The 22,714-nt window shown below is 58.0% G+C and carries 22 protein-coding genes; 18 read left to right on the forward strand and 4 right to left on the reverse strand.

Annotated elements, in window-relative coordinates:
* Positions 1–10: 10 nt before the first annotated feature.
* A complete protein-coding gene (locus ACR0FB_RS19790; RefSeq protein ID WP_480486554.1) occupies positions 11–553 on the forward strand; it encodes a chloramphenicol phosphotransferase CPT family protein in 543 nt (180 codons plus the stop codon).
* A gap of 4 nt (positions 554–557) precedes the next feature.
* On the opposite strand, the gene ACR0FB_RS19795 is transcribed toward ACR0FB_RS19790, so the two are convergent.
* Positions 558–1,391: a prephenate dehydratase gene (locus tag ACR0FB_RS19795; protein WP_480621672.1), complete on the reverse strand. Its 834-nt coding sequence runs from the start codon at positions 1,389–1,391 to the stop codon at positions 558–560.
* 120 nt (positions 1,392–1,511) lie between these two features.
* Between ACR0FB_RS19795 and ACR0FB_RS19800 the strand changes: the two genes are divergently transcribed.
* From ACR0FB_RS19800 to ACR0FB_RS19820, 5 genes are all read left to right on the forward strand, one after another.
* Positions 1,512–2,024: a c-type cytochrome gene (locus tag ACR0FB_RS19800; RefSeq protein WP_152459925.1), complete on the forward strand. Its 513-nt coding sequence runs from the start codon at positions 1,512–1,514 to the stop codon at positions 2,022–2,024.
* A gap of 170 nt (positions 2,025–2,194) precedes the next feature.
* Entirely contained in the window at positions 2,195–4,099 is a 1,905-nt protein-coding gene (locus tag ACR0FB_RS19805) for an extracellular solute-binding protein (RefSeq protein WP_480621673.1), read from the forward strand.
* 1 nt (position 4,100) lies between these two features.
* The gene (locus ACR0FB_RS19810) at positions 4,101–5,195 is read left to right on the forward strand and encodes a microcin C ABC transporter permease YejB (protein WP_152459198.1); all 1,095 of its coding nucleotides are present in this window, start codon (positions 4,101–4,103) and stop codon (positions 5,193–5,195) included.
* Positions 5,196–6,302 (forward strand): ABC transporter permease, encoded by a 1,107-nt coding sequence (locus tag ACR0FB_RS19815; RefSeq protein ID WP_480621674.1) that lies wholly within the window; start codon positions 5,196–5,198, stop codon positions 6,300–6,302. It abuts the gene before it with no gap.
* Entirely contained in the window at positions 6,299–7,876 is a 1,578-nt protein-coding gene (locus ACR0FB_RS19820; RefSeq protein ID WP_480492556.1) for an ABC transporter ATP-binding protein, read from the forward strand. Before ACR0FB_RS19815 ends, ACR0FB_RS19820 begins: the two co-directional genes overlap by 4 nt.
* 24 nt (positions 7,877–7,900) lie before the next feature.
* Here the strand turns inward: ACR0FB_RS19820 and ACR0FB_RS19825 are convergent, their stop codons facing one another.
* Both ACR0FB_RS19825 and hemN read right to left on the reverse strand, forming a co-directional pair.
* The gene (locus ACR0FB_RS19825; protein ID WP_480621675.1) at positions 7,901–9,829 is read right to left on the reverse strand and encodes an elongation factor G; all 1,929 of its coding nucleotides are present in this window, start codon (positions 9,827–9,829) and stop codon (positions 7,901–7,903) included.
* A gap of 212 nt (positions 9,830–10,041) precedes the next feature.
* Positions 10,042–11,397 (reverse strand): oxygen-independent coproporphyrinogen III oxidase, encoded by a 1,356-nt coding sequence (gene hemN / locus ACR0FB_RS19830; RefSeq protein ID WP_480621676.1) that lies wholly within the window; start codon positions 11,395–11,397, stop codon positions 10,042–10,044.
* Between the two features lie 61 nt (positions 11,398–11,458).
* On the opposite strand from hemN, the gene fnrL reads away from it, so the two are divergent.
* Positions 11,459–12,202 (forward strand): transcriptional regulator FnrL, encoded by a 744-nt coding sequence (fnrL, locus tag ACR0FB_RS19835; protein ID WP_171638263.1) that lies wholly within the window; start codon positions 11,459–11,461, stop codon positions 12,200–12,202.
* Between the two features lie 70 nt (positions 12,203–12,272).
* Positions 12,273–12,527, forward strand: coding sequence for a GlsB/YeaQ/YmgE family stress response membrane protein (locus ACR0FB_RS19840; RefSeq protein WP_152459192.1), 255 nt, complete (start codon positions 12,273–12,275; stop codon positions 12,525–12,527).
* 52 nt (positions 12,528–12,579) lie between these two features.
* Here ACR0FB_RS19840 and ACR0FB_RS19845 read toward each other — a convergent pair whose 3' ends face one another.
* Complete coding sequence (locus ACR0FB_RS19845) at positions 12,580–13,419, reverse strand: universal stress protein (RefSeq protein WP_171638259.1); 840 nt, start codon at positions 13,417–13,419, stop codon at positions 12,580–12,582.
* Between the two features lie 200 nt (positions 13,420–13,619).
* Between ACR0FB_RS19845 and ccoN the strand changes: the two genes are divergently transcribed.
* From ccoN to nusG, 10 genes are all read left to right on the forward strand, one after another.
* The gene (gene ccoN / locus ACR0FB_RS19850; protein WP_171638257.1) at positions 13,620–15,227 is read left to right on the forward strand and encodes a cytochrome-c oxidase, cbb3-type subunit I; all 1,608 of its coding nucleotides are present in this window, start codon (positions 13,620–13,622) and stop codon (positions 15,225–15,227) included.
* Positions 15,228–15,241: 14 nt separating this feature from the next.
* Positions 15,242–15,970 carry a cytochrome-c oxidase, cbb3-type subunit II gene (ccoO, locus tag ACR0FB_RS19855; RefSeq protein WP_152459189.1) on the forward strand — a complete coding sequence of 243 codons (729 nt, stop codon included), beginning with the start codon at positions 15,242–15,244 and terminating at the stop codon, positions 15,968–15,970.
* 12 nt (positions 15,971–15,982) lie between these two features.
* Positions 15,983–16,168, forward strand: coding sequence for a CcoQ/FixQ family Cbb3-type cytochrome c oxidase assembly chaperone (locus ACR0FB_RS19860; RefSeq protein WP_050605006.1), 186 nt, complete (start codon positions 15,983–15,985; stop codon positions 16,166–16,168).
* Positions 16,165–17,028 carry a cytochrome-c oxidase, cbb3-type subunit III gene (gene ccoP, locus ACR0FB_RS19865; protein ID WP_171638254.1) on the forward strand — a complete coding sequence of 288 codons (864 nt, stop codon included), beginning with the start codon at positions 16,165–16,167 and terminating at the stop codon, positions 17,026–17,028. The genes ACR0FB_RS19860 and ccoP overlap by 4 nt, the downstream gene beginning before the upstream one ends.
* A 419-nt stretch (positions 17,029–17,447) precedes the next feature.
* The gene (ccoG, locus tag ACR0FB_RS19870) at positions 17,448–18,875 is read left to right on the forward strand and encodes a cytochrome c oxidase accessory protein CcoG (RefSeq protein ID WP_171638252.1); all 1,428 of its coding nucleotides are present in this window, start codon (positions 17,448–17,450) and stop codon (positions 18,873–18,875) included.
* A gap of 2 nt (positions 18,876–18,877) precedes the next feature.
* On the forward strand, positions 18,878–19,336 hold the full coding sequence (locus ACR0FB_RS19875) for a FixH family protein (protein ID WP_171638250.1): 459 nt from the start codon (positions 18,878–18,880) through the stop codon (positions 19,334–19,336).
* A gap of 2 nt (positions 19,337–19,338) precedes the next feature.
* Complete coding sequence (locus ACR0FB_RS19880) at positions 19,339–21,516, forward strand: heavy metal translocating P-type ATPase (RefSeq protein ID WP_480621677.1); 2,178 nt, start codon at positions 19,339–19,341, stop codon at positions 21,514–21,516.
* Between the two features lie 5 nt (positions 21,517–21,521).
* Positions 21,522–21,680: a cbb3-type cytochrome oxidase assembly protein CcoS gene (gene ccoS, locus ACR0FB_RS19885; protein ID WP_152459183.1), complete on the forward strand. Its 159-nt coding sequence runs from the start codon at positions 21,522–21,524 to the stop codon at positions 21,678–21,680.
* 99 nt (positions 21,681–21,779) lie between these two features.
* Positions 21,780–21,977 (forward strand): preprotein translocase subunit SecE, encoded by a 198-nt coding sequence (gene secE, locus ACR0FB_RS19890; RefSeq protein WP_050605011.1) that lies wholly within the window; start codon positions 21,780–21,782, stop codon positions 21,975–21,977.
* 199 nt (positions 21,978–22,176) lie between these two features.
* Positions 22,177–22,710 carry a transcription termination/antitermination protein NusG gene (gene nusG / locus ACR0FB_RS19895; RefSeq protein ID WP_152459924.1) on the forward strand — a complete coding sequence of 178 codons (534 nt, stop codon included), beginning with the start codon at positions 22,177–22,179 and terminating at the stop codon, positions 22,708–22,710.
* Positions 22,711–22,714: the final 4 nt, after the last annotated feature.

Consider the following 22,714-nt stretch of genomic DNA (forward strand, 5'->3'; position numbering starts at 1 on the left):
GAAACCTCGGATGTCGCACATTATTTTTCTGCATGGCGCATCAAGCAGTGGAAAATCGACAATCGCGCAGGCTTTGCAGCAGAAGATAGAGAAGCCGTTCTGGCATATCTCGATCGACCACCTTCGCGATTCTGGTGTTCTGCCGCTGGATCGCTATCGCCGTGGCGAGTTCGATTGGTCCGACGACCGATCGACTGTCTTTGATGGGTTTCATCAGTCGCTAGCTGCCTACGCGGCCTCGGGCAACAATTTGATTTTGGAACATATTCTGGATACGCCGGGGTGGGACAAAGATTTGCGCGACCTCTTGCGCCCGTTTGATGTTCTGTTCGTAGCTGTCCATTGCCCGGTTCCCGAGTTGAACGCGCGCGAACGATTACGCGGCGACCGTCCGGTGGGAAGCGCCCAGCGGGACCAAACCATGATCCATGCTGGTAGAGTTTACGATATCGAGATTGATTCCATGGACGGCATTGAAGCCAACGTGCAGACAATTCTTCAGGCATGGCGCAGTGACCTGCGCCAATCGGAATTCAGCCAGTCTTTCGCGTGACCTGTCAGCCGCGAGGATGGGCCGCAGGGTAGACGCCAAGAACCTCGACATTGGTCGTGAAGTGTTCCAGTTCGTCCATTGCCAGCTGCACGTTGCGGTCTTCGGGATGTCCAACAATATCCGCATAAAACTGCGTTGCCGTGAAGGACCCGTCGACCATATAGCTTTCCAGCTTGGTCATGTTGATCCCGTTGGTGGCAAAGCCACCCATGGCCTTGTACAGCGCGGCCGGGATGTTGCGGACCTGAAACACGAAACTGGTGATCATCCCATGATCGCCCCGGCGGGACAAATCCGTTTCGCGTGACATGACAAGAAAGCGGGTCGTGTTGTCGTCATTGTCCTCGATATGGCGGGCCAGCACGTTCAGGTCGTAGATTTCAGCCGCAAGCTCGCTTGCCAGAGCGGCGGAATGCAAGTCCCCGATTTCGGCCACTTCGCGCGCGGCGCGGGCATTGTCGGGACTGACACGGCCACGAATACCGTGTTCTTTCAGAAATTCTGAACATTGCGGCAGCAGCACCAGATGCGAATGCGCTTCGGTGATGTCTTCCAGTTTTGCGCCGGGTACACCAAGAAGGTTGATGTGAACACGCACGAACGCTTCATCGATGATGTGAAGCCCGCTATGGGGCAACAGCCGGTGAATATCGGCAACCCGACCGTAGGTCGTATTTTCGACCGGCAGCATCGCCAGATCGGCCGCGCCCAAGCGAACTGATTCGATCACATCCTCGAATGTGCGGCAGGGCAAGGCCTCCATTTCGGGTCGTGCGTTGCGGCAGGCCTCGTGACTGTAGGCGCCGGGTTCGCCCTGAAAAGCAATGCGATTGGTCATTTGGTCGATTCCATGCAACAAGTTCGCGATTTGGTCGTTTCGTCGCGGTGTCTATACCTTGCCTCTCGCAAGTGGAAGCCTTAGACACCTGCGCAGACAGCTGAAATGGACACGCGATCAATGTTCGACACGATGACAGTTACGAAGGCCGCCGCAGGCCTGTTCGGCACTTTCCTGGTGCTGCTTCTGGCCAAATGGGGGGCTGACATCCTCTATTCTTCCGGTGGCCATGGCTCGGCTGAGGCCGCCTACATTATCGAAACCGAAAGCTCGGGCGAAAGCGCCGACGGCGAAGAAGTGGTCTTTGAAGATCTGCTGGCCGCCGCTGACGTTGAGAAGGGCGCGAAAGTATTCCGCAAGTGCACCGCGTGCCACAAGCTGGAAGACGGGGCGAATGGAACCGGCCCTTACCTGTATGGTGTAGTTGATCGCCCGGTTGCCTCGGCAAAAGGTTTCACCGGTTACTCAGCCAGTATGCAGGCCCATGGCGGCAACTGGACGCCCGAAGCGTTGGATGCCTTCCTGGAACGCCCAAGCGCCTATATCTCGGGAACATCGATGAGTTTTGCTGGCTTGAAAAAACCTCAGGACCGCGCGGACTTGATTGCTTATCTGCAGACAATTGGCAACTGATTGCCTGAGAGACCATTGAAGTTCAGAGCCGCTGCCCCGCGCAGCGGCTTTTTTTGTCTGAAGGGAACTTCACAAAGCGCTCACGCATTCTAAACTTGAAACTGTCAGCGTTGGCACTTTAGCTAGCGTATGCGACATAAAAGATTACAATAACCCAGAGGATGAGCCCCATGATATCCCTAATGCCTGCTGCATGTGATCTTAAGGTCAGGCCATTGGCTGGCATATTCGGGCTTTGTGCTGTTCTGCTCTCACCGCAAGCTGCTTTGGCATTGGATGAGGGGGTTACCCGCAGTCATGGATATTCGTATTTCGGCAATCTGGATTACCCTGCTGACTATCCGCATCTGAATTACGTGAATCCAGATGCGCCCAAAGGTGGTGAGTTGTCCTTGGCGGCTTCTGGGACGTTCGATTCCTTGAATCCCTATTCCCGCAAGGGGCGCGCAGGCGCCTTGACGACGCTGCAATATGACCGCCTGTTCGAAAGCTCTGATGACGGTGTCGGGCAGTATTACGGCGTGCTGGCGGAAAGTCTGGAATATGATGAAGGGCGCAACTACGTCATTTTCCATTTGCGACCCGAAGCAACCTTTTGGGATGGCACGCCGGTGACGGCCGAAGATGTTGTCTACAGCCATCGCCTGTTCATCGAACAGGGCCTGCCTTCCTACGCCCAAGCCGTGGGCCGCATGGTGACGGGGGCCGAAGCGCTGGATGATCACACGGTCAAATTCACGTTCAATCCGGAAGTCACCCGCCGCAGTTTGATCGAGACCGTCGGGTCGACCCCCGTCTTTTCGAAAGCATGGTTCGAGGCGGACGAGTCCCGGCGTCTGGATGAGCCGCGTCTGGAAGTGGCGGTCGGCTCGGGTCCCTATAAACTCGACAGCTATGACATCAATCGCCGTATCGTTTACAAGCGACGTGACGACTATTGGGGTAAGGATCTGCCATTCAATGTCGGTCGCAACAATTTCGATACCATTCGCGTTGAGTATTTCGCCGATCAGACAGCGGCGTTCGAGGGGTTCAAGGCCGGTGAATACACGTTGCGGATTGAAAGCGATCCCAAGCTTTGGGCGACGGCGTATGATTTTCCGAAGCTGAACGAAGGTGTGATCGTACGGGACGAGATACCGGATGGCAGCCCGCCAACACCGTCCGGCTTCGTCTTCAATCTCGGAAAACCGCAGTTTTCCGACAAGAACGTACGCAAGGCCCTTGCCTTGGCCTTCAATTTCGAATGGGCAAATGAATCCCTGCTGTTTGGTCTGAATTCACCGCGCAATTCCTTTACACAAGGCACCCCGCTGGAAGCGCAAGGCCTGCCCGAGGGCGATGAACTGGCGTTTCTTCAAGCGCTGGGTGAGGTTGTGCCCGAGGACCTTCTTTCAGAACCTGCCGTGACGGTTCACGAGTCAAACCCCGCGCGCCTGAACGATCGCAGAAATCTGCGAAAAGCCGCGAAACTGCTGGACGAGGCCGGGTGGCCGGTCGGCGATGGCAACGTGCGGCGTAACGCGGAAGGGCAGACACTGAAGGTTAATATCCCCTATCCTTCAAACCTGCCGACTTCGACGGCCACGATGATTGAAACCTATGTCCAGAACCTGCAAGCCATTGGCGTGGATGCGTCGGCGGAAAAGGTTGACCCGGCGCAATACACGCTGCGCAGCCGCGAGCGGGACTATGACATGGTCTATTCCACTCGTTACGGGTCTTTTTTGTCGACCGGTGGCGGGTTGAGCCAGATGTACGGGTCGGAAGAGGCCGCATTCAGTCTTTTCAACCCGGCCGGATTGGCAAGCCTATTGGTTGACGCGATCATCGAAGCATCCTTTGATACTGACAATCAGGCGGATCAGGACATGGCGTTGAAGGCGTTGGATCGCGCTTTGCGGTACGAGTTCTTCGTGATCCCCGTAGGATACATCGCTGACCACTGGGTGGCATATTACGATATGTATGAATACCCGGAAAACCTGCCGCCTTATTCGCTGGGCTATTTGGATCTGTGGTGGATCAATCCGGAAAAAGAGGCTGCACTGAAAGCGAAAGGCGCGCTGCGATAACATGGGCGCCTATATTCTAAGACGTTTGTTGCTGATCATCCCGACCCTTCTGGGCATCATGATCGTCAACTTCACGCTGGTACAATTCGTGCCTGGCGGGCCGGTTGAACAGATCATTGCCCAGATCGAAGGTCAGGGGGATGTTTTCGCCGGTTTTGCGGGTGCGGGCGATGCCGGCGCGGGGTCAGAGCCGGCGGGCGGCGTTTTCGACGACAAATATGTCGGTGCACGGGGCCTGCCGCCCGAGTTCATTGCTGAACTTGAAAAGGAATTCGGCTTCGACAAACCGCCCCTGGAACGTTTTCTGATCATGATGGGCAACTATCTGACGCTGGACTTCGGCGAGAGCTATTTCCGCTCGATCAGCGTGATTGATCTGGTGCTCGAGAAAATGCCGGTCTCGATCTCGCTGGGCCTGTGGTCAACGCTTATCGCCTATCTGGTTTCGATCCCTCTGGGCATTCGCAAGGCGATCAGGGACGGTTCGCAGTTCGACACGTGGACCAGCGCAGCGATCATCGTGGCCTATGCGATCCCTGGCTTCTTGTTTGCCATTCTGCTGTTGGTGCTTTTCGCCGGTGGATCCTATTGGCAGATCTTCCCGCTTCGGGGGCTGACATCTGACAACTGGGACAGCCTGAGTCTTTTTGGCAAAATCGCAGATTATTTCTGGCATATCGCGTTGCCGACCATCGCGCTGACGATCTCGGCCTTTGCGACATTGACGCTGCTGACCAAGAACTCGTTTCTCGATGAAATCAAAAAGCAATATGTCATGACCGCCCGCGCCAAAGGCCTGAGCGAACGCAAAGTGCTGTATGGCCATGTGTTCCGCAACGCGATGCTGATCGTCATAGCCGGATTTCCGGCCGTGTTCATCGGCGTGTTCTTCGGAGGTTCGATCATCATCGAAACGATCTTCTCACTTGATGGTCTGGGACGTCTGGGTTTTGAAGCCGCCGTGGCGCGGGATTACCCAGTGATTTTCGGCACGCTGTTCATCTTTGGCCTGATGGGGCTGGTGGTCGGCATCATCAGCGATCTGATGTATGTGCTGGTCGACCCGCGCATCGATTTTGAAAAGCGGGAGGGGTAAATGGCATTGTCCCCCCTGAACCAGCGCCGCTGGAGCAACTTTCGCCGCAACAAGCGCGCCTTCTGGTCGTTGATCATCTTCGCCGTGTTGTTCGGCCTGTCGCTGTTTGCCGAGTTCATCGCCAATGACAAACCGATTCTGGTGAAATACCGGGGCGAGTTCTACATGCCGGTCTTCAACTTCTACGCGGAAACCGATTTTGGCGGAGACTTCCAGACAGAGGCGATCTATCGCGACCCCGAGGTTCAGTGTCTGATAGACAGCGGCGGCCTGGAAGACTGTTTTGACGATCCCGAAGGCATTATCGAACAGATCGACGCCGGTACGTTCCAGGCGGAGGGGTTCGAGCGTGGCTGGTCGCTTTGGCCGCTGATCCCTTATTCCTACAACACGTCTGTGGACCGCCCCGGGGCTGCACCCTTGCCGCCCAACGGCCAGAACCTGCTGGGCACCGATGACACCAAGCGCGATGTGCTGGCACGGGTGATTTACGGCTTCCGCCTGTCGATCCTGTTCACGCTGCTGGTGACGGGTGTTGCCAGCCTGATCGGTATTTTCGCCGGTGCCGTACAGGGTTTCTTCGGCGGTTGGCTGGATCTGATCTTTCAGCGGATCATCGAGATCTGGTCCGCAACCCCGTCGCTTTATGTCATCATCATCATGTTCGCGGTGTTGGGGCGAAGTTTCTGGCTGCTGGTCGCGTTGATGATCCTGTTCAGCTGGACCGGGCTGGTTGGCGTGGTGCGCGCAGAATTCCTGCGGGCGCGAAACCTTGAATATGTGCGCGCTGCACGGGCATTGGGTGTGGGCAACATGACGATCATGTTCCGCCACATGCTGCCCAACGCAATGGTGGCCACGCTGACCTTCATGCCCTTCATCGTCACGGGCACCATAGGCGGGCTGGCTTCGCTGGATTATCTGGGTTTTGGTCTGCCGTCTTCGGCCCCCTCGCTGGGGGAGCTCACCTTGCAGGCAAAACAGAACCTTCAGGCCCCATGGCTGGCTTTCACGGCCTTTTTCACCTTTGCTATCATGCTGTCCCTGCTGGTCTTCATCTTTGAAGGCGTACGGGATGCGTTCGATCCCAGAAAGACCTTCTCATGAGCCTGCTGGATGTAAACAACCTGAAAGTCTCGTTCCGGCAGGACGGTCGGATCAGTGCTGCGGTTCGGGGCGTGTCATTCCATGTCGATCGCGGGGAAACCGTGGCGCTGGTGGGCGAATCCGGGTCGGGCAAATCTGTCACCGCGCTCAGCACCGTATCGTTGCTGGGCGACAGCGCGATCGTCGAAGGGTCCGTCACCTATGACGGGCAGGAGATGATCGGCGCCTCGGAGCAACGCCTGATGGATGTGCGCGGCAATGACATCAGCTTTATTTTCCAGGAGCCGATGACATCGCTGAACCCGCTGCACACGATCCAGAAGCAGATGGCGGAATCGCTGGCCCTGCATCAGGGGGTCACGGGCGATGTCGCGCGCGAACGAATTCTTGAACTGTTGAACAAGGTCGGTATCCGCGACCCCGAAGACCGGCTGGACAGCTATCCGCACCAGTTGTCTGGCGGACAGCGGCAGCGCGTGATGATCGCCATGGCGCTGGCGAACAAGCCGGACATCCTGATCGCCGATGAACCGACGACGGCGTTGGATGTAACCATTCAGGCACAGATCCTCGAGTTGCTGGCCAGTTTGCAGAAATCCGAAAACATGGGGATGCTGTTCATCACCCACGATCTGGGCATTGTGCGGCGCATCGCCGACCGGGTTTGCGTGATGAAGGATGGTGAGATCGTCGAGACCGGCGCGACCGCCGAGATCTTCGACAACCCGCAGCACCCCTATACCCGCAAGCTCCTGGCCGCGGAACCTTCGGGTCAGCCAGACGCCGTTGCAACAGATGCCGAGGAAGTCGCGCGTACGGATCATCTGAAAGTCTGGTTCCCGATCCAGCGCGGGTTTCTGAAACGCACGGTCGGCTATGTGAAGGCGGTGAATGACGCCACGCTGAGTGTACGCGCGGGTGAGACCTTGGGGATCGTGGGCGAAAGCGGGTCGGGCAAGACCACGCTGGCGCTTGCGATCATGCGCCTCATCGCGTCCGAAGGCGGCATCACCTTCCGCGATCAGGATGTGCGAAGATGGTCTACCCGCGAATTGCGCCGGCTGCGCAAGGATATGCAGATCGTGTTTCAGGACCCGTTCGGCAGCCTCAGCCCACGCATGACCTGTCAGCAGATCATCGCGGAAGGTCTGGCCATTCACAACATTGATCCTCATCGCGCGCCGCGCGAGCTGGTCGCTGAGGTGATGACCGAGGTGGGCCTGGATCCTGCGGCCATGGACCGATATCCGCACGAGTTTTCGGGCGGTCAGCGTCAGCGCATAGCCATTGCGCGCGCGATGGTCTTGCGGCCCAAGCTGCTGGTTCTGGACGAACCGACCAGCGCGCTGGACATGACGGTTCAGGTTCAGATCGTCGATCTGCTGCGCGATCTGCAAAAGAAATACGGGCTGGCGTATCTGTTCATCAGCCATGACCTGAAAGTTGTGCGGGCGATGTCGCACAAGGTGATCGTCATGCGAAACGGAGATGTGGTTGAAATGGGCACGGCCGAGGATTTGTTCGAAAATGCCCAGACCGACTATACCCGCGAATTGATTGCTGCGGCGGGCTGAGATCAGCCCGCCATCGTCAGGCCATCAGGCGCTGGCTTTTTCTTTGGCCGCCGTTTTCGGCACCGGCCCGCGCAGTTCTTCATAGTGATCAAAGCTCAGCTTGACCCACCCGGTTCCGCGCGTGGCACTGGCAAGAGTGCGATGCAACTCATCTTCGGCAACGGAGGGAATCAGAGCGTTGAAAATCTCCCAGCCTGATGCGTTCGGGTTGCCCTCAAATCCCAGAACCTGCCCTTGCAGAGAGCTGATCGTCGGCACGAGGTCGCCGACAAAATCAGAAGGCAGGTGGATTTCAGCGTTCAGGATCGGCTGCAAAACAACGGGCTTGGCCTGAGGCAGCGCTTCGCGCACGGCGTTCTTGCCCGCGGTACGGAAGGCATAATCCGAACTGTCTACGTTGTGATGCTTGCCGTCATGCAGCGTGACCTTCACATCCACCACCGGAAAACCCTCGGGGCCTTGCTCCAGCGCGTCTCTGGCGCCCTGTTCCACGGATGGAATGTAATTCTTGGGCACCGCGCCGCCCTTGACCACCTCTTCGAACTGGAACCCAGATCCGCGCGGCAGCGGCGCGACCGAGATCACGACATCCGCGAACTGCCCAGCCCCGCCGGATTGTTTGCGGTGTCTGTGGCGGTGTTCGACAGGTGTTCGGATGGTTTCGCGATAGGCGGTTTCGACTTGGTCGGCTTCAATCTCGATCCCGAAATCCTCGGCCAGCTTGGCGGTCACGCGTCGCATGTGCTGCGGACCTTGAGACCCAAGAACGGCGTGGCCGGTAAGCTCATCCTGTTGCAGGTGAAGGCCGGGGTCGATTTCGGCCAGACGGCTCAGGGCGTTTGACAGGCGCACATCGTCCCGCTCATGCGCGGGCGAGACAATCTGACGATGCGCCACCGGATGCGAGGCCGCCCATTCCGGCAGTTCCGTCGCCGAATTGCTGTCGTAGATGTAGCCGGGTTCGAGGTGATCGGATTTCACCGCCAGACCAATCTGCCCGGCCTCCAGCGCGGCGATCTGGGTTTTGGCATCCAGCGTTGTCAGATTGCCGACGGTCTCACCGCCCAAGGCTTCATGGGCTTGCACGCCGTCCCCCAGGCCGCGCAGAACCACGATTTTTCCGATGTGTTTTTTGACATCCGCGAAACCGGCAATGGCGCGGGCGCTGTCAGCGGCCTCGTCGCGCCCGGCGGCGATGTCAAATTCGGGGGCTTCGTGCCGCAGCGCCTTCATCAGACGCGTCAGCCCGTTGCCGTGACTTGCGGCACCCAGGCAGGCGGGAATCAACTGATGGTTCTGCAAAACCTGTGCCGCCAGATCATAGACCTCGCCACTTGGCGGCTGTTTGTCTTCTATCAGCTGTTCCAACAGGTTGTCATCAAAATCGGACAGGGTTTCGAGCAGCTCGGTTCGCGCTTCCTGCTCGCGGTCTTCGACGGATTGAGGCAGTTCGATCAGGGCCGAGGGCTGGCCCTCCTGATATTTCCAGGCCCGTTCCGAGATCAGATCAACCGCCCCGATGATCGTATCCCCTTCGCGGATCGGTACCTGACGCAGGGCAATGTGGTGGGTGCAGTATGTTTGCAGAGCAGCGATGATATCGCGGACGCGGCCATTGGGGTTGTCCATCCGGTTGATGAACAGAAAACAGGGGATGCCGGCCTCTTCGACCAACCGCAGGTAGGGCGCGCACAGAACAGCGGCATTTGGGTCTGGGGGCACCACGACCACGGCGGCGTCCGAAATCGCCATTGCGGGGCCAACATAGGCCAGCGCATCGCCGCCCCCATCGACGTCGATCGCGCACCAGGGCTCGTCCAGGTAAGAAAAACCGTGCAAATGCACGGTTCCGGAAACATCGAATGTGGTGGGGCGCCCGTCAAGGCGGCTGATGGCCTCGACAAGCGTAGATTTGCCCGATTGGCTGGGCCCGAGGACGGTGAAAACGCGCATGAGTGTTGTCCCTCTTTCAGGTTGCAGATTAGCTACACGAAAGGGACCGACCGACGCGTTGGCGCCGACAAGGGTTGTCTGTATTTTGCCCGCCTCAGACCGCAGAGCGAGATGCCGCCCTACAGCATGAGTGTGGGAAAAACCGCAGGTGTGCGTCAAGCCCCTGATGTGTTTTGCGCGTCACGGGCCGAATGTTGCCCGCCGAAAAAGGGTCAGATGGCCGAGCTGTGCCCGGCTTTGCTGAGGTCATAGGCGTCAAAGCTGCGGGCGATCATCCGGGTCAGCGCGCGCGCTTCGGGCGGTATGAAAAGCCCGGCTTCAGTGATTTGCAGCATCCCGTCGAAAGATGCATTGGCTGCGTGATACATCTCGTCCAGGTCAGAGACCGAAATATCGTGATCCCGAAGGATTTCTGTCGAGTCGATCTTGAAATCGCACATCAATGCTTCGATCAGGCGGGCACGCAGAATGTCCTGACCTTTGAAAAGGTGCCCTCGGGATGTCGAAAACTGCCCATCGCGAATGGCTTTGGTATGGGCAGAGGTGGCCGGAGCGTTCTGTGCGTAACCTTGCGGGAAGCGCGAGATCGAGCTGGCCCCGACACCAATCAGAACATCGGCCTGATCGTCGGTGTAACCCTGGAAGTTCCGCTTGAGGCGGCCCGCGCGCAACGCGTGGGTCAGCCCGTCATCCTGAGTGGCGAAATGGTCGATGCCGATTTCGGCATAATTGTCCCAAAGGAACAAACGCCGGGCTGTGTCGAACAGTTCAAGGCGTTGTTCGGGCGTTGGCAGTGCGTCCGACGGAATCAGCTGCTGCCGCTTGGCCATCCAGGGTACGTGGGCATAACCATAAAGTGCCACGCGATCCGGGCTGAGCGACAGGAGTTTCTGTACGCTTTCCGTCATGCGCGCCTTGGTCTGATGTGGCAGGCCGTAAAGAATATCCGCATTCAGGCTGGTGATGCCACGTTCACGGATCATGTCGATAGCGTCGCGCGTGGTGTCATAGCTTTGAATACGGCCTATGGTTTTCTGGATTTCGTCATCGAAATCCTGCACCCCAATCGAGGCGCGGTTCATGCCCGCGTCAGCCAGCGCATCCAGACGCGCCTCGTCAATCTCGTTCGGATCGATCTCGACCGAGAATTCGGCATCCGGCCCCATGGGGACGATACCCAGGATGTGTTGTGCCAATTCGCGCATCAATTGGGCGTTCAGCAACGTTGGTGTGCCGCCGCCCCAGTGCAGACGCGACAGGACCACACCCTCAGGCAGACGTGCCGCCAGAAGGTCCAGTTCGGCCTTCAGAACATCGACATAGGCGATTACCGGGTTGTCGGTTTGTGTGCCTTGTGTCCGGCAGGCGCAGAACCAGCATAACCTGCGGCAGAATGGGACATGAATGTACAGCGAAATTGCACTGCCGGGTTTGATCCCGGAAATCCAGTCGCCAAACATATCTGCTCCCACGTCGTTGTTGAAGTGGGGGGCGGTGGGGTAGCTTGTGTAACGCGGTACTTTCGCGTCAAAAAGTCCAAGCTTTGCCAATTGTGGTTTCACTATCATGGCGATACCCTTATGCGACAGGCGACACAGGTGCTTTGATGGAGATCAAGTGGGAACGCGCATGACAGTAAAAGCACAATTTGACCATTCAAATTGCGGAGATTGCCCGATTCGTCATCGCGCCGTCTGTGCCCGTTGTGATGCCGATGAGCTGGAAGAGCTTGAAAGCATTAAATATTACCGCAGTTTTGAGGCGGGTCAGACGATTATCTGGTCTGGGGATCAGATGAGTTTTGTCGGCTCGGTTGTGGCCGGAATCGCGTCGTTGACCCAGACGATGGAAGATGGCCGCACTCAAATGGTTGGTCTGCTGCTGCCAAGCGACTTTGTTGGCCGCCCGGGTCGCGATACTGCGCCTTATGATGTTCAGGCTACGACGGATGTCGTGATGTGCTGTTTCCGCAAGAAACCGTTCGAAGAGTTGATGGACCACACCCCGCATATCGCCCATCGTCTTTTGCAGATGACTTTGGACGAGCTTGATGCCGCCCGCGAGTGGATGCTGGTTCTGGGGCGCAAAACGGCGCGTGAGAAGATTGCCAGTTTGTTGTCAATTATCGCCCGCCGGGACGGTTCAATCAGTCAAAAAGCTGTATCAGGACCCATTGTGTTCGACCTGCCCCTGACCCGAGAAGCAATGGCGGATTACCTGGGTTTGACATTGGAAACGGTCAGTCGCCAGATATCAGCTTTGAAAAAAGACGGGGTGATCACGCTTGAAGGAAAGCGGCACGTGACCATCCCCGATCTGGGCCGCCTGATGGAAGAGGCGGGTGACGATTCGGATGGCGGCTTTCCGGTCTGACGTAATAGGCTTTTGACCACTGACAGCCGCCGCAGTCTTTTTCGCGGGATATCTAATTCAGGAGCTCGGCATGGAATTTACCAGTTTGTTGGCAATGCTTTTGGTCGGCGCAATCGCCGGTTGGCTTTCCGGAAAGATCATGGAGGGCAGGGGTTTTGGCCTTTTCGGAAACATAGTTGTCGGAATCGTAGGCGCGTTTCTGGCGGGGTTGATATTTCCGGCGCTTGGATTTGCCGTTGGCGGCGGCCTGTTGTCGTCTATCCTATTCGCAACAGCAGGTGCCGTGATCCTGTTGTTCCTGATAGGCCTGATCCGCAGAGGATGACAAAAGAGAGGATGACAAAAGCCGCCAAGTCGGGCGGCTTTTGATGGGCGTATCAATGGGCCAGGAATACCGGTACGCCAGACTGCTCCAGCATGTTGCGTGTTGCGCCGCCCAGAATGGCCTCGCGAAAACGGGAATGACCGTAAGCGCCCATGACGATCAGATCCGATTCTGTATCGGATGCGTGACGGTTGAGAATATCCGACACGCGCGTCATGCTTTTGCTTAGCACATCAATCTCACATTTGACCCCGTGACGGGACAGCATCTGTGACAGCATTCCGCCCGGATCAGACCGGTCCGGACCATGGCGAGGCGGATCGATGACCACGATTCGGACCAGCTCGGCCTGTTTCAGGAAGGGCAGGGCGTGACGAATGGCGCACATGGCCTCTACGCTTTCGTTCCAACCTATCATGATATTGCGCGGCACCGTCAGGGGCTCGACGTCGTCCGGTACGACCAGAACCGGGCAATGCCCTTCGAACATGGCGGCTTCGATGATGGGCTCGGCCTCGGCACCGCGGTCTTTTCCATAAGGGTGCGGCAGGACCACCAGATCGGAAAACCGTGCCCTATGCGCGACATGGCGTCCGATATCGGCAATCTGCGCGACACCATGCTCGGCGGACCAGCGAACGCCGGACTTGCCAAGGTAGTCATTGGCAAAGTTTAACAGCTCCTGGGCCTCGGCGTTGGCCCGGCTCAGTGTTTCCTGAACGATCAGCGCATTGGCACCCGCATAGTAGTAACCTGTCTGACTGCGATCGACGCCAAGGCACAGGGCTTCGGCATGTGCATCCTGCGATTCCGCCAGGGCCACCATCTGCGCCAGAGCGGCGGGTGCTGTCTGCGTTTCGGTCATGACAGTGAGTAGAGATTTGTAAGTCATTGCGACCTCATGATTCGGGCATTTGGTCTCATGTGACCAGTTGGCCTGTTTCCTTTACAATGCGTGTCACAGAAAACGCAGAACTGTCTTGATACAGATCAAAGCAGTAACAGCCGCCGTGCTTCAGAACGGCAGCCAGTCAAATGGGTTTCGCGCGTATAAGAATCAAAAACGCGCGGGGCATGGCAAAGGGACGCAATATGTCGAATTACATCAAGCTGATCGTGCTTGGTCTGATCGCGCTGTTTGCAGCGATCGGAACCAATTATGCACGCGATTTGGCGTATCAGGTACATGCACTGCTGGTGATGCTTATCGCCGGTGGCCTGTTTATCTGGACGCTTCGAAACACTGACGAGCCAGATATTCTAGTCGACCGCTCGGGCGAATACATGGATGACGTGATCCGCTATGGCGTGATCGCAACCGCCTTCTGGGGCGTGATCGGGTTTCTGGCCGGGACCTTCATCGCATTTCAGCTGGCTTTTCCGGTGCTGAACTTTGAATGGGCACAGGGGTATCTGAATTTCGGTCGTTTGCGTCCGCTGCATACGTCGGCAGTGATTTTTGCCTTTGGCGGCAACGCATTGATCGCAACGTCGTTCTACGTCGTTCAGCGTACCAGCGCGGCGCGGCTTTGGGGCGGCAATCTGGCCTGGTTCGTTTTCTGGGGCTATCAGCTGTTCATCGTGCTGGCGGCGACGGGTTATGTTCTGGGCGGAACGCAGTCCAAGGAATATGCCGAACCTGAATGGTATGTCGATCTGTGGCTAACCATTGTCTGGGTCGCCTATCTGGCTGTCTACTTGGGTACGATCATCAAGCGGAAAGAACCCCACATATATGTGGCCAACTGGTTCTATCTGGCCTTTATCGTCACCGTCGCCATGCTGCATCTGGTCAACAACATGACCGTTCCTGTCAGCATCTGGGGTTCGAAATCGGTCATCGTCTGGTCGGGCGTGCAGGATGCCATGATCCAGTGGTGGTATGGCCACAACGCGGTGGGCTTTTTCCTGACTGCCGGCTTCCTGGGCATGATGTACTACTTCATTCCGAAGCAGGCCGAGCGTCCGGTGTTCTCGTACAAGCTGTCGATCATCCACTTCTGGGCGCTGATCTTCCTGTACATCTGGGCCGGCCCGCACCACCTGCATTATACTGCGCTACCTGACTGGGCCTCGACGCTGGGCATGGTGTTCTCGGTGATCCTGTGGATGCCGTCCTGGGGTGGTATGATCAACGGTCTGATGACCCTGTCGGGCGCGTGGGACAAGCTGCGCACCGACCCTGTGATCCGGATGATGGTGATCTCGGTCGGCTTCTACGGCATGTCCACCTTCGAAGGCCCGATGATGTCGATTCGCGCGGTGAACTCGCTGAGCCACTACACCGACTGGACAATTGGTCACGTGCACTCGGGCGCGTTGGGCTGGAACGGCATGATCACCTTTGGTGCGCTGTACTTCCTGGTGCCTGTCCTGTGGAAGCGTGAGCGTCTGTACTCGCTGCAAATGGTCAGCTGGCACTTCTGGCTCGCCACCATCGGTATCGTGCTTTACGCCGCGTCGATGTGGGTCACCGGTATCATGGAAGGCCTGATGTGGCGCGAAGTGGATGCCAACGGCTTCCTGGTGAACTCGTTCGCCGACACCGTGGCTGCCAAGTTCCCGATGTATGTGGTGCGTGCTCTGGGTGGCGTGATGTTCGTCGCCGGTTCGCTGATCATGTGCTACAACCTGTGGATGACTGTGCGGAAAGCGCCGGCCAAAGAGGCCAGCCTGACCGTCGCGGTCCCGGCTGAATAAGGAGGGCCGGAGCAATGGCAATTCTCGACAAACACAAGATCCTCGAGACCAACGCGACCCTCCTGCTGATCTTCAGCTTTTTGGTCGTGACCATCGGTGGCATCGTACAGATCACCCCGCTGTTCTATCTTGAGAACACAATCGAAAAGGTGGAGGGCATGCGCCCTTACACCCCCCTCGAGATGGCGGGTCGCGAGATCTACATCCGCGAAGGCTGCTATGTCTGCCACAGCCAGATGATCCGTCCGATGCGGGATGAGGTCGAACGCTATGGCCACTACTCGCTGGCGGCGGAATCGATGTACGATCACCCGTTCCAGTGGGGGTCCAAACGGACCGGACCGGATCTGGCGCGTGTCGGTGGCCGCTATTCCGATCAATGGCATGTCGACCACCTGCGGGATCCGCAATCCGTTGTACCTGAATCGGTGATGCCGAAATACGGCTTCCTCGAACATCGCAAAATTGACGGCAAGTACATCGGTGATGTGATGGCCGCCAATGCTCTGGTCGGGACGCCTTATTCCGAAGAGATGCTGGAAAACGCACAAGCCGACTTCCTCGCTCAGGCTGACCCGGACAGCGACTATGACGGGCTGCTGGAGCGCTATGGTGACAAGGTCAACGTGCGCAACTTCGACGGCCAGCCCGAGTTGACCGAAGCTGATGCGTTGGTTGCCTATCTTCAGATGCTGGGCACGTTGGTCGATTTCTCGACCTTCACCCCGGACGCAAGCCGCTAAAGGAGGATCGTGATGGAAGAATACACAATTCTCAGGCAGTTTGCGGATAGCTGGATGCTGCTGCTGTTGTTCGCCTTCTTCGTTGGTATCGTCATCTGGGTTTTCCGCCCCGGTGCCAGCAAGGAATACAAGGACACCGCCAACATCCCCTTCCGGCATCAAGACAAACCCGCCACATCCAAGGAGGCGCGGCAATGAGCAAGACACCTGAAAAACAGCCGGGTGATCCGAACACAACCGGGCACAGCTGGGACGGGATCGAAGAGTTCGACAACCCGATGCCGCGCTGGTGGCTGTGGACCTTCTACGCCACTATCTTCTGGGGCGTGATCTACACGATCATGTATCCAGCATGGCCCCTGGTCCAGTCGGCCACCGCCGGCGTCATGGGCTGGTCTTCACGGGCTTTGGTCCAGCAGGAGATGGTCGCATTCGAAGAGGCAAATGCACCCTGGAACGCCAAACTGGTGGAAACACCGCTGGAAGACATCGCGCAGGACGCTGAGCTTCAGCAATATGCCGTGAACTCTGGCGGTGCCGTGTTCCGTACATGGTGTGCGCAGTGCCACGGTTCCGGTGCGCAGGGCGCGCCGGGTTTCCCGAACCTGCTGGATGACGCCTGGCTGTGGGGTGGTACGATGGAAGATATCGTCTACACCGTCAGCTATGGTATCCGGAACGAAGAAAGTGACGATGCGCGCTATTCCGAGATGCCTGCCTTCGGTGAAATCCTGGAGCATGACGAAATCACGCAGGTGGTTCAGTATGTCATGTCGCTGAGCAATGCTCAGACCGATGACGCGGCGGCACAGGCGGGCAAGGTTGTCTTCGAAGACAACTGCGTGTCCTGCCATGGTGAAGATGGCAAAGGTGACATCTTCCAGGGGGCGCCGAACCTGACCGACGCGATCTGGCTTTATGGCGGTAGCGAAGAAGCTCTGACCGAAACAGTGACCTACAGCCGCTTTGGCGTCATGCCGAACTGGGATACCCGCCTGACCGAGGCGCAGATCCGTGCGGTATCCGCCTATGTCCACCAGTTGGGTGGTGGCCAGTAAGACCTAGAGGGCACCTTCGGGCGGCTGGCCGCCCGAAGGCTGTAGCACCGGCTGTTCCATCTGTTCGCGCGTTTCCTGAACAGCCGGTGCTTTTTTACACTGAATTCCTTTTGTTTTGCCATTCCGTTCTTTGCAACGACGGCTTATCACCCGCGTTCGGGCAGGGCTGACCCGGGGCTGCGACAATTGGTCGGTACTTGGAAAACTGCATGTACCACGTGCAGCTGGTATCGCGCCACAAGCAGATTTTCCGCCAAAATAGGCTCAAAATCGGGTAAAATACCTGATTTCCAGCCTCGGTAAGAAGGGCGGATCTTCAAAAGATGTTTGCTCGATGCGCTTTTTGACCCATGTCAAAGTTCGCCTAGGCATGATCTGGAACAAGACGTCTTCAGAAGACCCATTTGTGGAGCCAGCCAGTGAGCGATTCCGATCCCGCCCCCAGCCTTTACGCCGCGCGTGAGCCGATTTTTCCAAGACGTGTTTCGGGGCCGTTTCGAAACCTGAAATGGATCATCCTCATCGTGACGCTGGGCATTTACTATGTGACGCCCTGGATCAGATGGGATCGTGGCCCCAGCCTGCCTGATCAGGCTGTCCTGCTGGATCTTGCAAATCGACGTTTTTATTTCTTCTGGATCGAGATCTGGCCGCACGAATTCTACTTTGTCGCTGGTCTGCTGATCATGGCAGGTTTGGGTCTGTTCCTGTTTACGTCGGCTCTGGGTCGCGTTTGGTGCGGATACGCATGCCCGCAAACCGTCTGGACGGACCTGTTCATTCTGGTCGAGCGGTGGATTGAAGGCGACAGAAACGCCCGCCTGCGCCTGCACCGTCAGGAAAAGCTTGATTTCCGAAAGGCTCGCTTGCGGGTCACCAAATGGGCGGTCTGGTTTCTGATCGGTTTGGCGACAGGTGGTGCCTGGGTGTTCTATTTCGCGGATGCACCCACGCTGGCCCGTGATCTTGTGACGGGCAACGCGCATCCCGTTGCCTATACGACGATGTTGATCCTGACGGGTACAACCTTCTTCTTCGGCGGGTTCGCCCGCGAGCAAATCTGTATCTATGCCTGCCCTTGGCCGCGCATTCAGGCGGCGATGATGGATGAGGACACGCTGGTTGTCGGCTATCGTGAATGGCGGGGTGAACCGCGCGGCAAAGGCAAGCGGACGGCCGATTCTGAGTTGGGGGATTGCATCGACTGTATGGCCTGCGTGAATGTCTGCCCTGTCGGGATCGATATTCGGGATGGCCAGCAGCTGGAATGTATCACCTGTGCCCTTTGTATCGACGCGTGTGATGACATGATGGCCAAGATCGGCAAGCCACGAGGGCTGATCGACTACATGGCGCTAAGCGATGAAGCCCACGAGCGATCCGGCGAGCCCGCCAAGAATGTCTGGAAGCACATTCTGAGGCCGCGTACGATTTTGTACACCGCATTGTGGGCGCTGGTCGGGTTCGGGCTGCTGTTTGCGCTCTTCATCCGTTCTGACATTGATTTGACCGTTGCACCGGTTCGCAACCCCACTTTCGTCACCCTGTCGGACGGTACAATCCGCAACACCTATGACGTTCGTCTGCGCAACAAGCACGGTGAGGACCGTCTTTTCAAACTGTCATTGGCGGGCGATCCGGCGATGCGACTGGAAATCGAGGGAACCAATATCGATACTGTGAATGTCACGGCGGATACGGCACAATTGACCCGTGTATATATCGTGGCCTCCCGCAATAGCGATCCGGCCGCAGCAGATGCGACACCAGTACGGATCTGGGTCGAAGACCTCAGCAGCGGCGAACGCGCCTACAAGGACACCACGTTCAACGGACGAGGGAACTGATCATGGCCGAACGTAAATTCACCGGAAAGCACGCCCTTGCCGTGTTTGTCGGCGCTTTTGGCGTGATCATCGCGGTGAACCTCGTGCTGGCGTACAATGCGGTGAAAACCTTTCCCGGGCTGGAGGTCAAGAACTCCTACGTCGCCAGCCAGGAGTTCAACGAGCGCCTGAAAGAGCAGCAGGCGCTGGGCTGGACAGTTCGGGCGGAAACCAAAGGCGGCCTTCTGATCCTGCACATCACCGACGAAAGCGGTGCGCCGGTTGAGGTGAGCGAATTGCAGGCCGTGGTCGGTCGGGCAACCCATGTGCGCGACGACTTCGTGCCGGATTTTACGTTCGACGGTACAGCCTATGCCACGCCTGCTACACTGGGCAAGGGCAACTGGAACATCCGGTTGGTGGCGCGTGACGGAAACGGTGCCGAATTCTCGCAGCGCGTCCCGCTTTACGTGAAGGGGTAAGCATGACGGCTCAGCTTTCATCCGGCACAGCAGCCTGCCCGGGCTGCCTTGCGGCCCCGGCAGAACCGGCCCGGCCCATACCGGAGGATGTGCAGATCGCTTTGTCGCTGCCGGGCATTCATTGCTCGGCCTGTATCGCGACGGTCGAGCGTGAACTGAACGCGCATCCCGGCGTCGAAGACGCCCGGGTGAACCTGACGCTCAAACGCGCGATGATCAAAGCCACGCCGGAAACGCGTGCAAGCGATCTGATCCCGGTGCTTGAACAGGCAGGTTTCGAAGCACATGAGCTTGATCCGGGGGCTTTGTCCGCAACCCAGACGGACAAGGCCGGGCGTGATCTTCTGATGCGGCTGGCCGTGGCCGGGTTTGCATCCATGAACGTGATGTTGCTGTCGGTGTCGGTCTGGTCAGGTGCGACGGATGCAACGCGGGACATGTTCCACTGGATTTCAGCGGCCATCGCGCTGCCGGCCATTGCGTTCTCGGCCCAGCCGTTCTTTGCCAATGCCTGGAGCGCCCTGCGCGTGCGACGGCTGAATATGGATGTGCCGATTGTACTGGCGATCCTGTTGGCGCTGGTCACGTCGCTGTGGGAAACCGCGTTGAGCGGCGAGCATGCCTATTTCGACGCAGCCCTGACATTGACCTTCTTTCTGCTGGCCGGACGGTATCTGGATTACCGCACCCGTGCCGCGGCGCGATCTGCGGCCGAAGAATTGACCGCGTTGGAAGTTCCCCGCGCCATTCGTGTCGCCGATGGGATTGAAGATGAAGTTCCCGTTGCCGAGTTGTGCGTCGGAGATCTGATCCTTGTCCGACCGGGTGGGCGCATGCCCGTGGACGGCCAGATCGTGTCGGGTCAGTCCGAACTGGATCGATCCCTTCTGACAGGCGAGACGGTGCCAGTCTTTGCCGAGGCCGGGCAGGCTGTGAGCGCGGGTGAAGTCAACCTGACGGGTCCGTTGACAATCCGGGCAACGGCGGTCGGGGAAGACACGTCGCTCCATCGTATGGCTGATCTGGTCGCCATCGCCGAGTCTGGCCGGTCCCGGTACACCTCGTTGGCCGATAAGGCTGCCAAGCTGTATGCGCCCGGCGTTCACATTCTGTCGGCGCTCAGCTTTGTTGGGTGGTACATCTATTCCGGTGATTTGCGCACGGCGCTGAACATCGCGGCGGCTGTTCTGATTATTACCTGCCCCTGTGCGTTGGGTCTGGCCGTGCCAGCGGTAACCACGGCCGCGTCGGGCCGGTTGTTCCGCAAGGGAATGCTGATCAAGCACGCCACGGCACTGGAACGGCTGTCCGAAGCTGACACAGTTGTATTCGACAAGACGGGAACGCTGACATCCGGCGCACCGGAACTGGTCAATCTGGCAGACCATGCACGGGCCAAGGTCGAGGTCGCTCTGGCGCTGGCCGAGGCTTCTGCACATCCCTTGTCCGTATCATTGGCAAAAGCGGCGCGTGCGGCAGGCATCAAACCAGCAAATGTGCGGGGAGTAGCCGAGGTTCCCGGCTATGGCACCGAGGGCGAATTCCGTGGTCAGCGTGTTCGTCTGGGGCGGGCCGCCTGGGTCGGCGCGGATCAGGGCACAGACACTTCGGCCTGGCTGGCAATCGGCGAGGAAGCACCCGTGGCCTTCCGATTCTCGGACGCGTTGCGCCCGGGCGCCGCTGAGGCGGTGGATGCCCTGCGTGCTTCGGGCAAGCGTGTACTTCTGATTTCAGGGGATTCGCAGGGGGCAGTGCGCGCCTTGGCGGAAAAACTGGGAATTGAGGACTGGATTGCCGAGGCTTTGCCGCAGGACAAGGCAAGACGCATTCAGGATCTCAGCGATGAAGGCCACAAAGTTTTGATGGTTGGCGACGGGCTGAACGATACCGCCGCTTTGGCGGCGGCGCATGTGTCGATCTCTCCGGCCTCTGCGCTGGATGCGGCGCGGGTCGCGTCAGATATCGTGCTGTTGGGCAATGATCTTTCGCCCATTGCGGATGCGTGTGACACGGCCGTCAAAGCCACCAGACGCATTCGCGAAAACTTCCAGATCGCAACCGTTTACAATGTGATCGCCGTTCCTCTGGCCGTGATCGGACTGGCGACACCGCTGATCGCGGCCTTGGCGATGTCGACCTCGTCCATTACCGTGTCCCTGAACGCCCTGCGGTTGAGGTAATCTGAATGGAAGTGCTTGCTTATCTGATCCCGATTTCCCTGTTCCTGGGGGGCGTTGGTCTGGCGGCCTTCGTATATACCGTTCGTACGAACCAGTACGAAGACCCCGAAGGTGACGCGCGCCGGATCCTGAGCGACGAATGGGATGACAAACCCAAACCCTGAACGAATGCCCCATAGAGGCAGAGTTGAACCAACTGCCCTTGAAATTGCCGCAATGCCCGGCTATGTCCGGCCCATCCGCTAGCAGAGAGAACACGCCAAATGGCCACCACCAATCCGATCCAGTTCATTCAGCAAGTCCGTGCCGAAGTCTCCAAGGTCGTCTGGCCGACCCGGCGCGAGGTGCTGTTGACCACGGTAATGGTCTTCATCATGGCGGCGCTGACGGCTGTATTTTTCGCTTTGGTCGATTTGGGTATCCGGGGTGGTCTTCAACTGATCCTGGGTGCTTTCAGCTAGACGGGATCAGCGCGCTGAAACGTCTCTGCCCCCTTGCGCTGCGGGCAATGTCAGAGTAGGTGACGCGGTACTATTCGGAATGGGCGTGTGGCGATTCGGGCTGCGCGCCGCTTTTTATTCCGGATGGCGTGGCAAGATTTTAATGACGGGTGTGTCCGGTACGCTTGATACCCCGAAGACAAACAAGGACGACAGGTTCATGGCGAAACGGTGGTACTCGGTCAGCGTTCTTTCGAATTTCGAAAAGAAGATCGCAGAACAGATCCGCACGTCGGTGGCTGAACAGGGCCTTGAGGACGATATCGACGAAGTTCTGGTGCCCACCGAAGAGGTGATCGAAGTGCGCCGGGGCAAGAAGGTCACGACCGAACGCCGATTTATGCCTGGTTACGTTCTGGTGCATATGGAAATGTCGGATCAGGGGTACCACCTGATCAACTCGATCAACCGCGTCACCGGTTTCCTGGGCCCGCAAGGCCGCCCGATGCCGATGCGCGACGCCGAAGTGAACCAGATCCTGAACCGTGTTCAGGAAGGTGAAGAAGCACCCAAGCTGATGATCAGCTTCGAGGTCGGTGAGAAGGTCAAAGTCAACGATGGCCCGTTCGAAGATTTCGACGGCATGGTCGAAGGTGTGGACGACGAAAACCAGAAGCTGAAGGTTTCGGTTTCGATCTTCGGCCGGGAAACTCCGGTCGAGCTGGATTTCACGCAGGTCACCAAGCAGAGCTGAGGAA

Source organism: Ruegeria sp. P10, from assembly GCF_056534925.1.

Coding starts and splice junctions, on each gene's coding strand:
- secE (WP_050605011.1), top strand. CDS start 21,780: ATGGCCACCACCAATCCGATCCAGTTCATTCAGCAAGTCCGTGCCGAA.
- ACR0FB_RS19815 (WP_480621674.1), top strand. CDS start 5,196: ATGGCATTGTCCCCCCTGAACCAGCGCCGCTGGAGCAACTTTCGCCGC.
- ACR0FB_RS19840 (WP_152459192.1), top strand. CDS start 12,273: ATGGAATTTACCAGTTTGTTGGCAATGCTTTTGGTCGGCGCAATCGCC.
- ACR0FB_RS19860 (WP_050605006.1), top strand. CDS start 15,983: ATGGAAGAATACACAATTCTCAGGCAGTTTGCGGATAGCTGGATGCTG.
- ACR0FB_RS19845 (WP_171638259.1), bottom strand. CDS start 13,419: ATGACTTACAAATCTCTACTCACTGTCATGACCGAAACGCAGACAGCA.
- ccoP (WP_171638254.1), top strand. CDS start 16,165: ATGAGCAAGACACCTGAAAAACAGCCGGGTGATCCGAACACAACCGGG.
- ACR0FB_RS19805 (WP_480621673.1), top strand. CDS start 2,195: ATGATATCCCTAATGCCTGCTGCATGTGATCTTAAGGTCAGGCCATTG.
- ACR0FB_RS19825 (WP_480621675.1), bottom strand. CDS start 9,829: ATGCGCGTTTTCACCGTCCTCGGGCCCAGCCAATCGGGCAAATCTACG.
- ACR0FB_RS19875 (WP_171638250.1), top strand. CDS start 18,878: ATGGCCGAACGTAAATTCACCGGAAAGCACGCCCTTGCCGTGTTTGTC.
- fnrL (WP_171638263.1), top strand. CDS start 11,459: ATGACAGTAAAAGCACAATTTGACCATTCAAATTGCGGAGATTGCCCG.
- ACR0FB_RS19880 (WP_480621677.1), top strand. CDS start 19,339: ATGACGGCTCAGCTTTCATCCGGCACAGCAGCCTGCCCGGGCTGCCTT.
- ACR0FB_RS19800 (WP_152459925.1), top strand. CDS start 1,512: ATGTTCGACACGATGACAGTTACGAAGGCCGCCGCAGGCCTGTTCGGC.
- ACR0FB_RS19820 (WP_480492556.1), top strand. CDS start 6,299: ATGAGCCTGCTGGATGTAAACAACCTGAAAGTCTCGTTCCGGCAGGAC.
- ACR0FB_RS19790 (WP_480486554.1), top strand. CDS start 11: ATGTCGCACATTATTTTTCTGCATGGCGCATCAAGCAGTGGAAAATCG.
- ACR0FB_RS19810 (WP_152459198.1), top strand. CDS start 4,101: ATGGGCGCCTATATTCTAAGACGTTTGTTGCTGATCATCCCGACCCTT.
- ACR0FB_RS19795 (WP_480621672.1), bottom strand. CDS start 1,391: ATGACCAATCGCATTGCTTTTCAGGGCGAACCCGGCGCCTACAGTCAC.
- ccoN (WP_171638257.1), top strand. CDS start 13,620: ATGTCGAATTACATCAAGCTGATCGTGCTTGGTCTGATCGCGCTGTTT.
- ccoS (WP_152459183.1), top strand. CDS start 21,522: ATGGAAGTGCTTGCTTATCTGATCCCGATTTCCCTGTTCCTGGGGGGC.
- nusG (WP_152459924.1), top strand. CDS start 22,177: ATGGCGAAACGGTGGTACTCGGTCAGCGTTCTTTCGAATTTCGAAAAG.
- ccoO (WP_152459189.1), top strand. CDS start 15,242: ATGGCAATTCTCGACAAACACAAGATCCTCGAGACCAACGCGACCCTC.
- hemN (WP_480621676.1), bottom strand. CDS start 11,397: ATGATAGTGAAACCACAATTGGCAAAGCTTGGACTTTTTGACGCGAAA.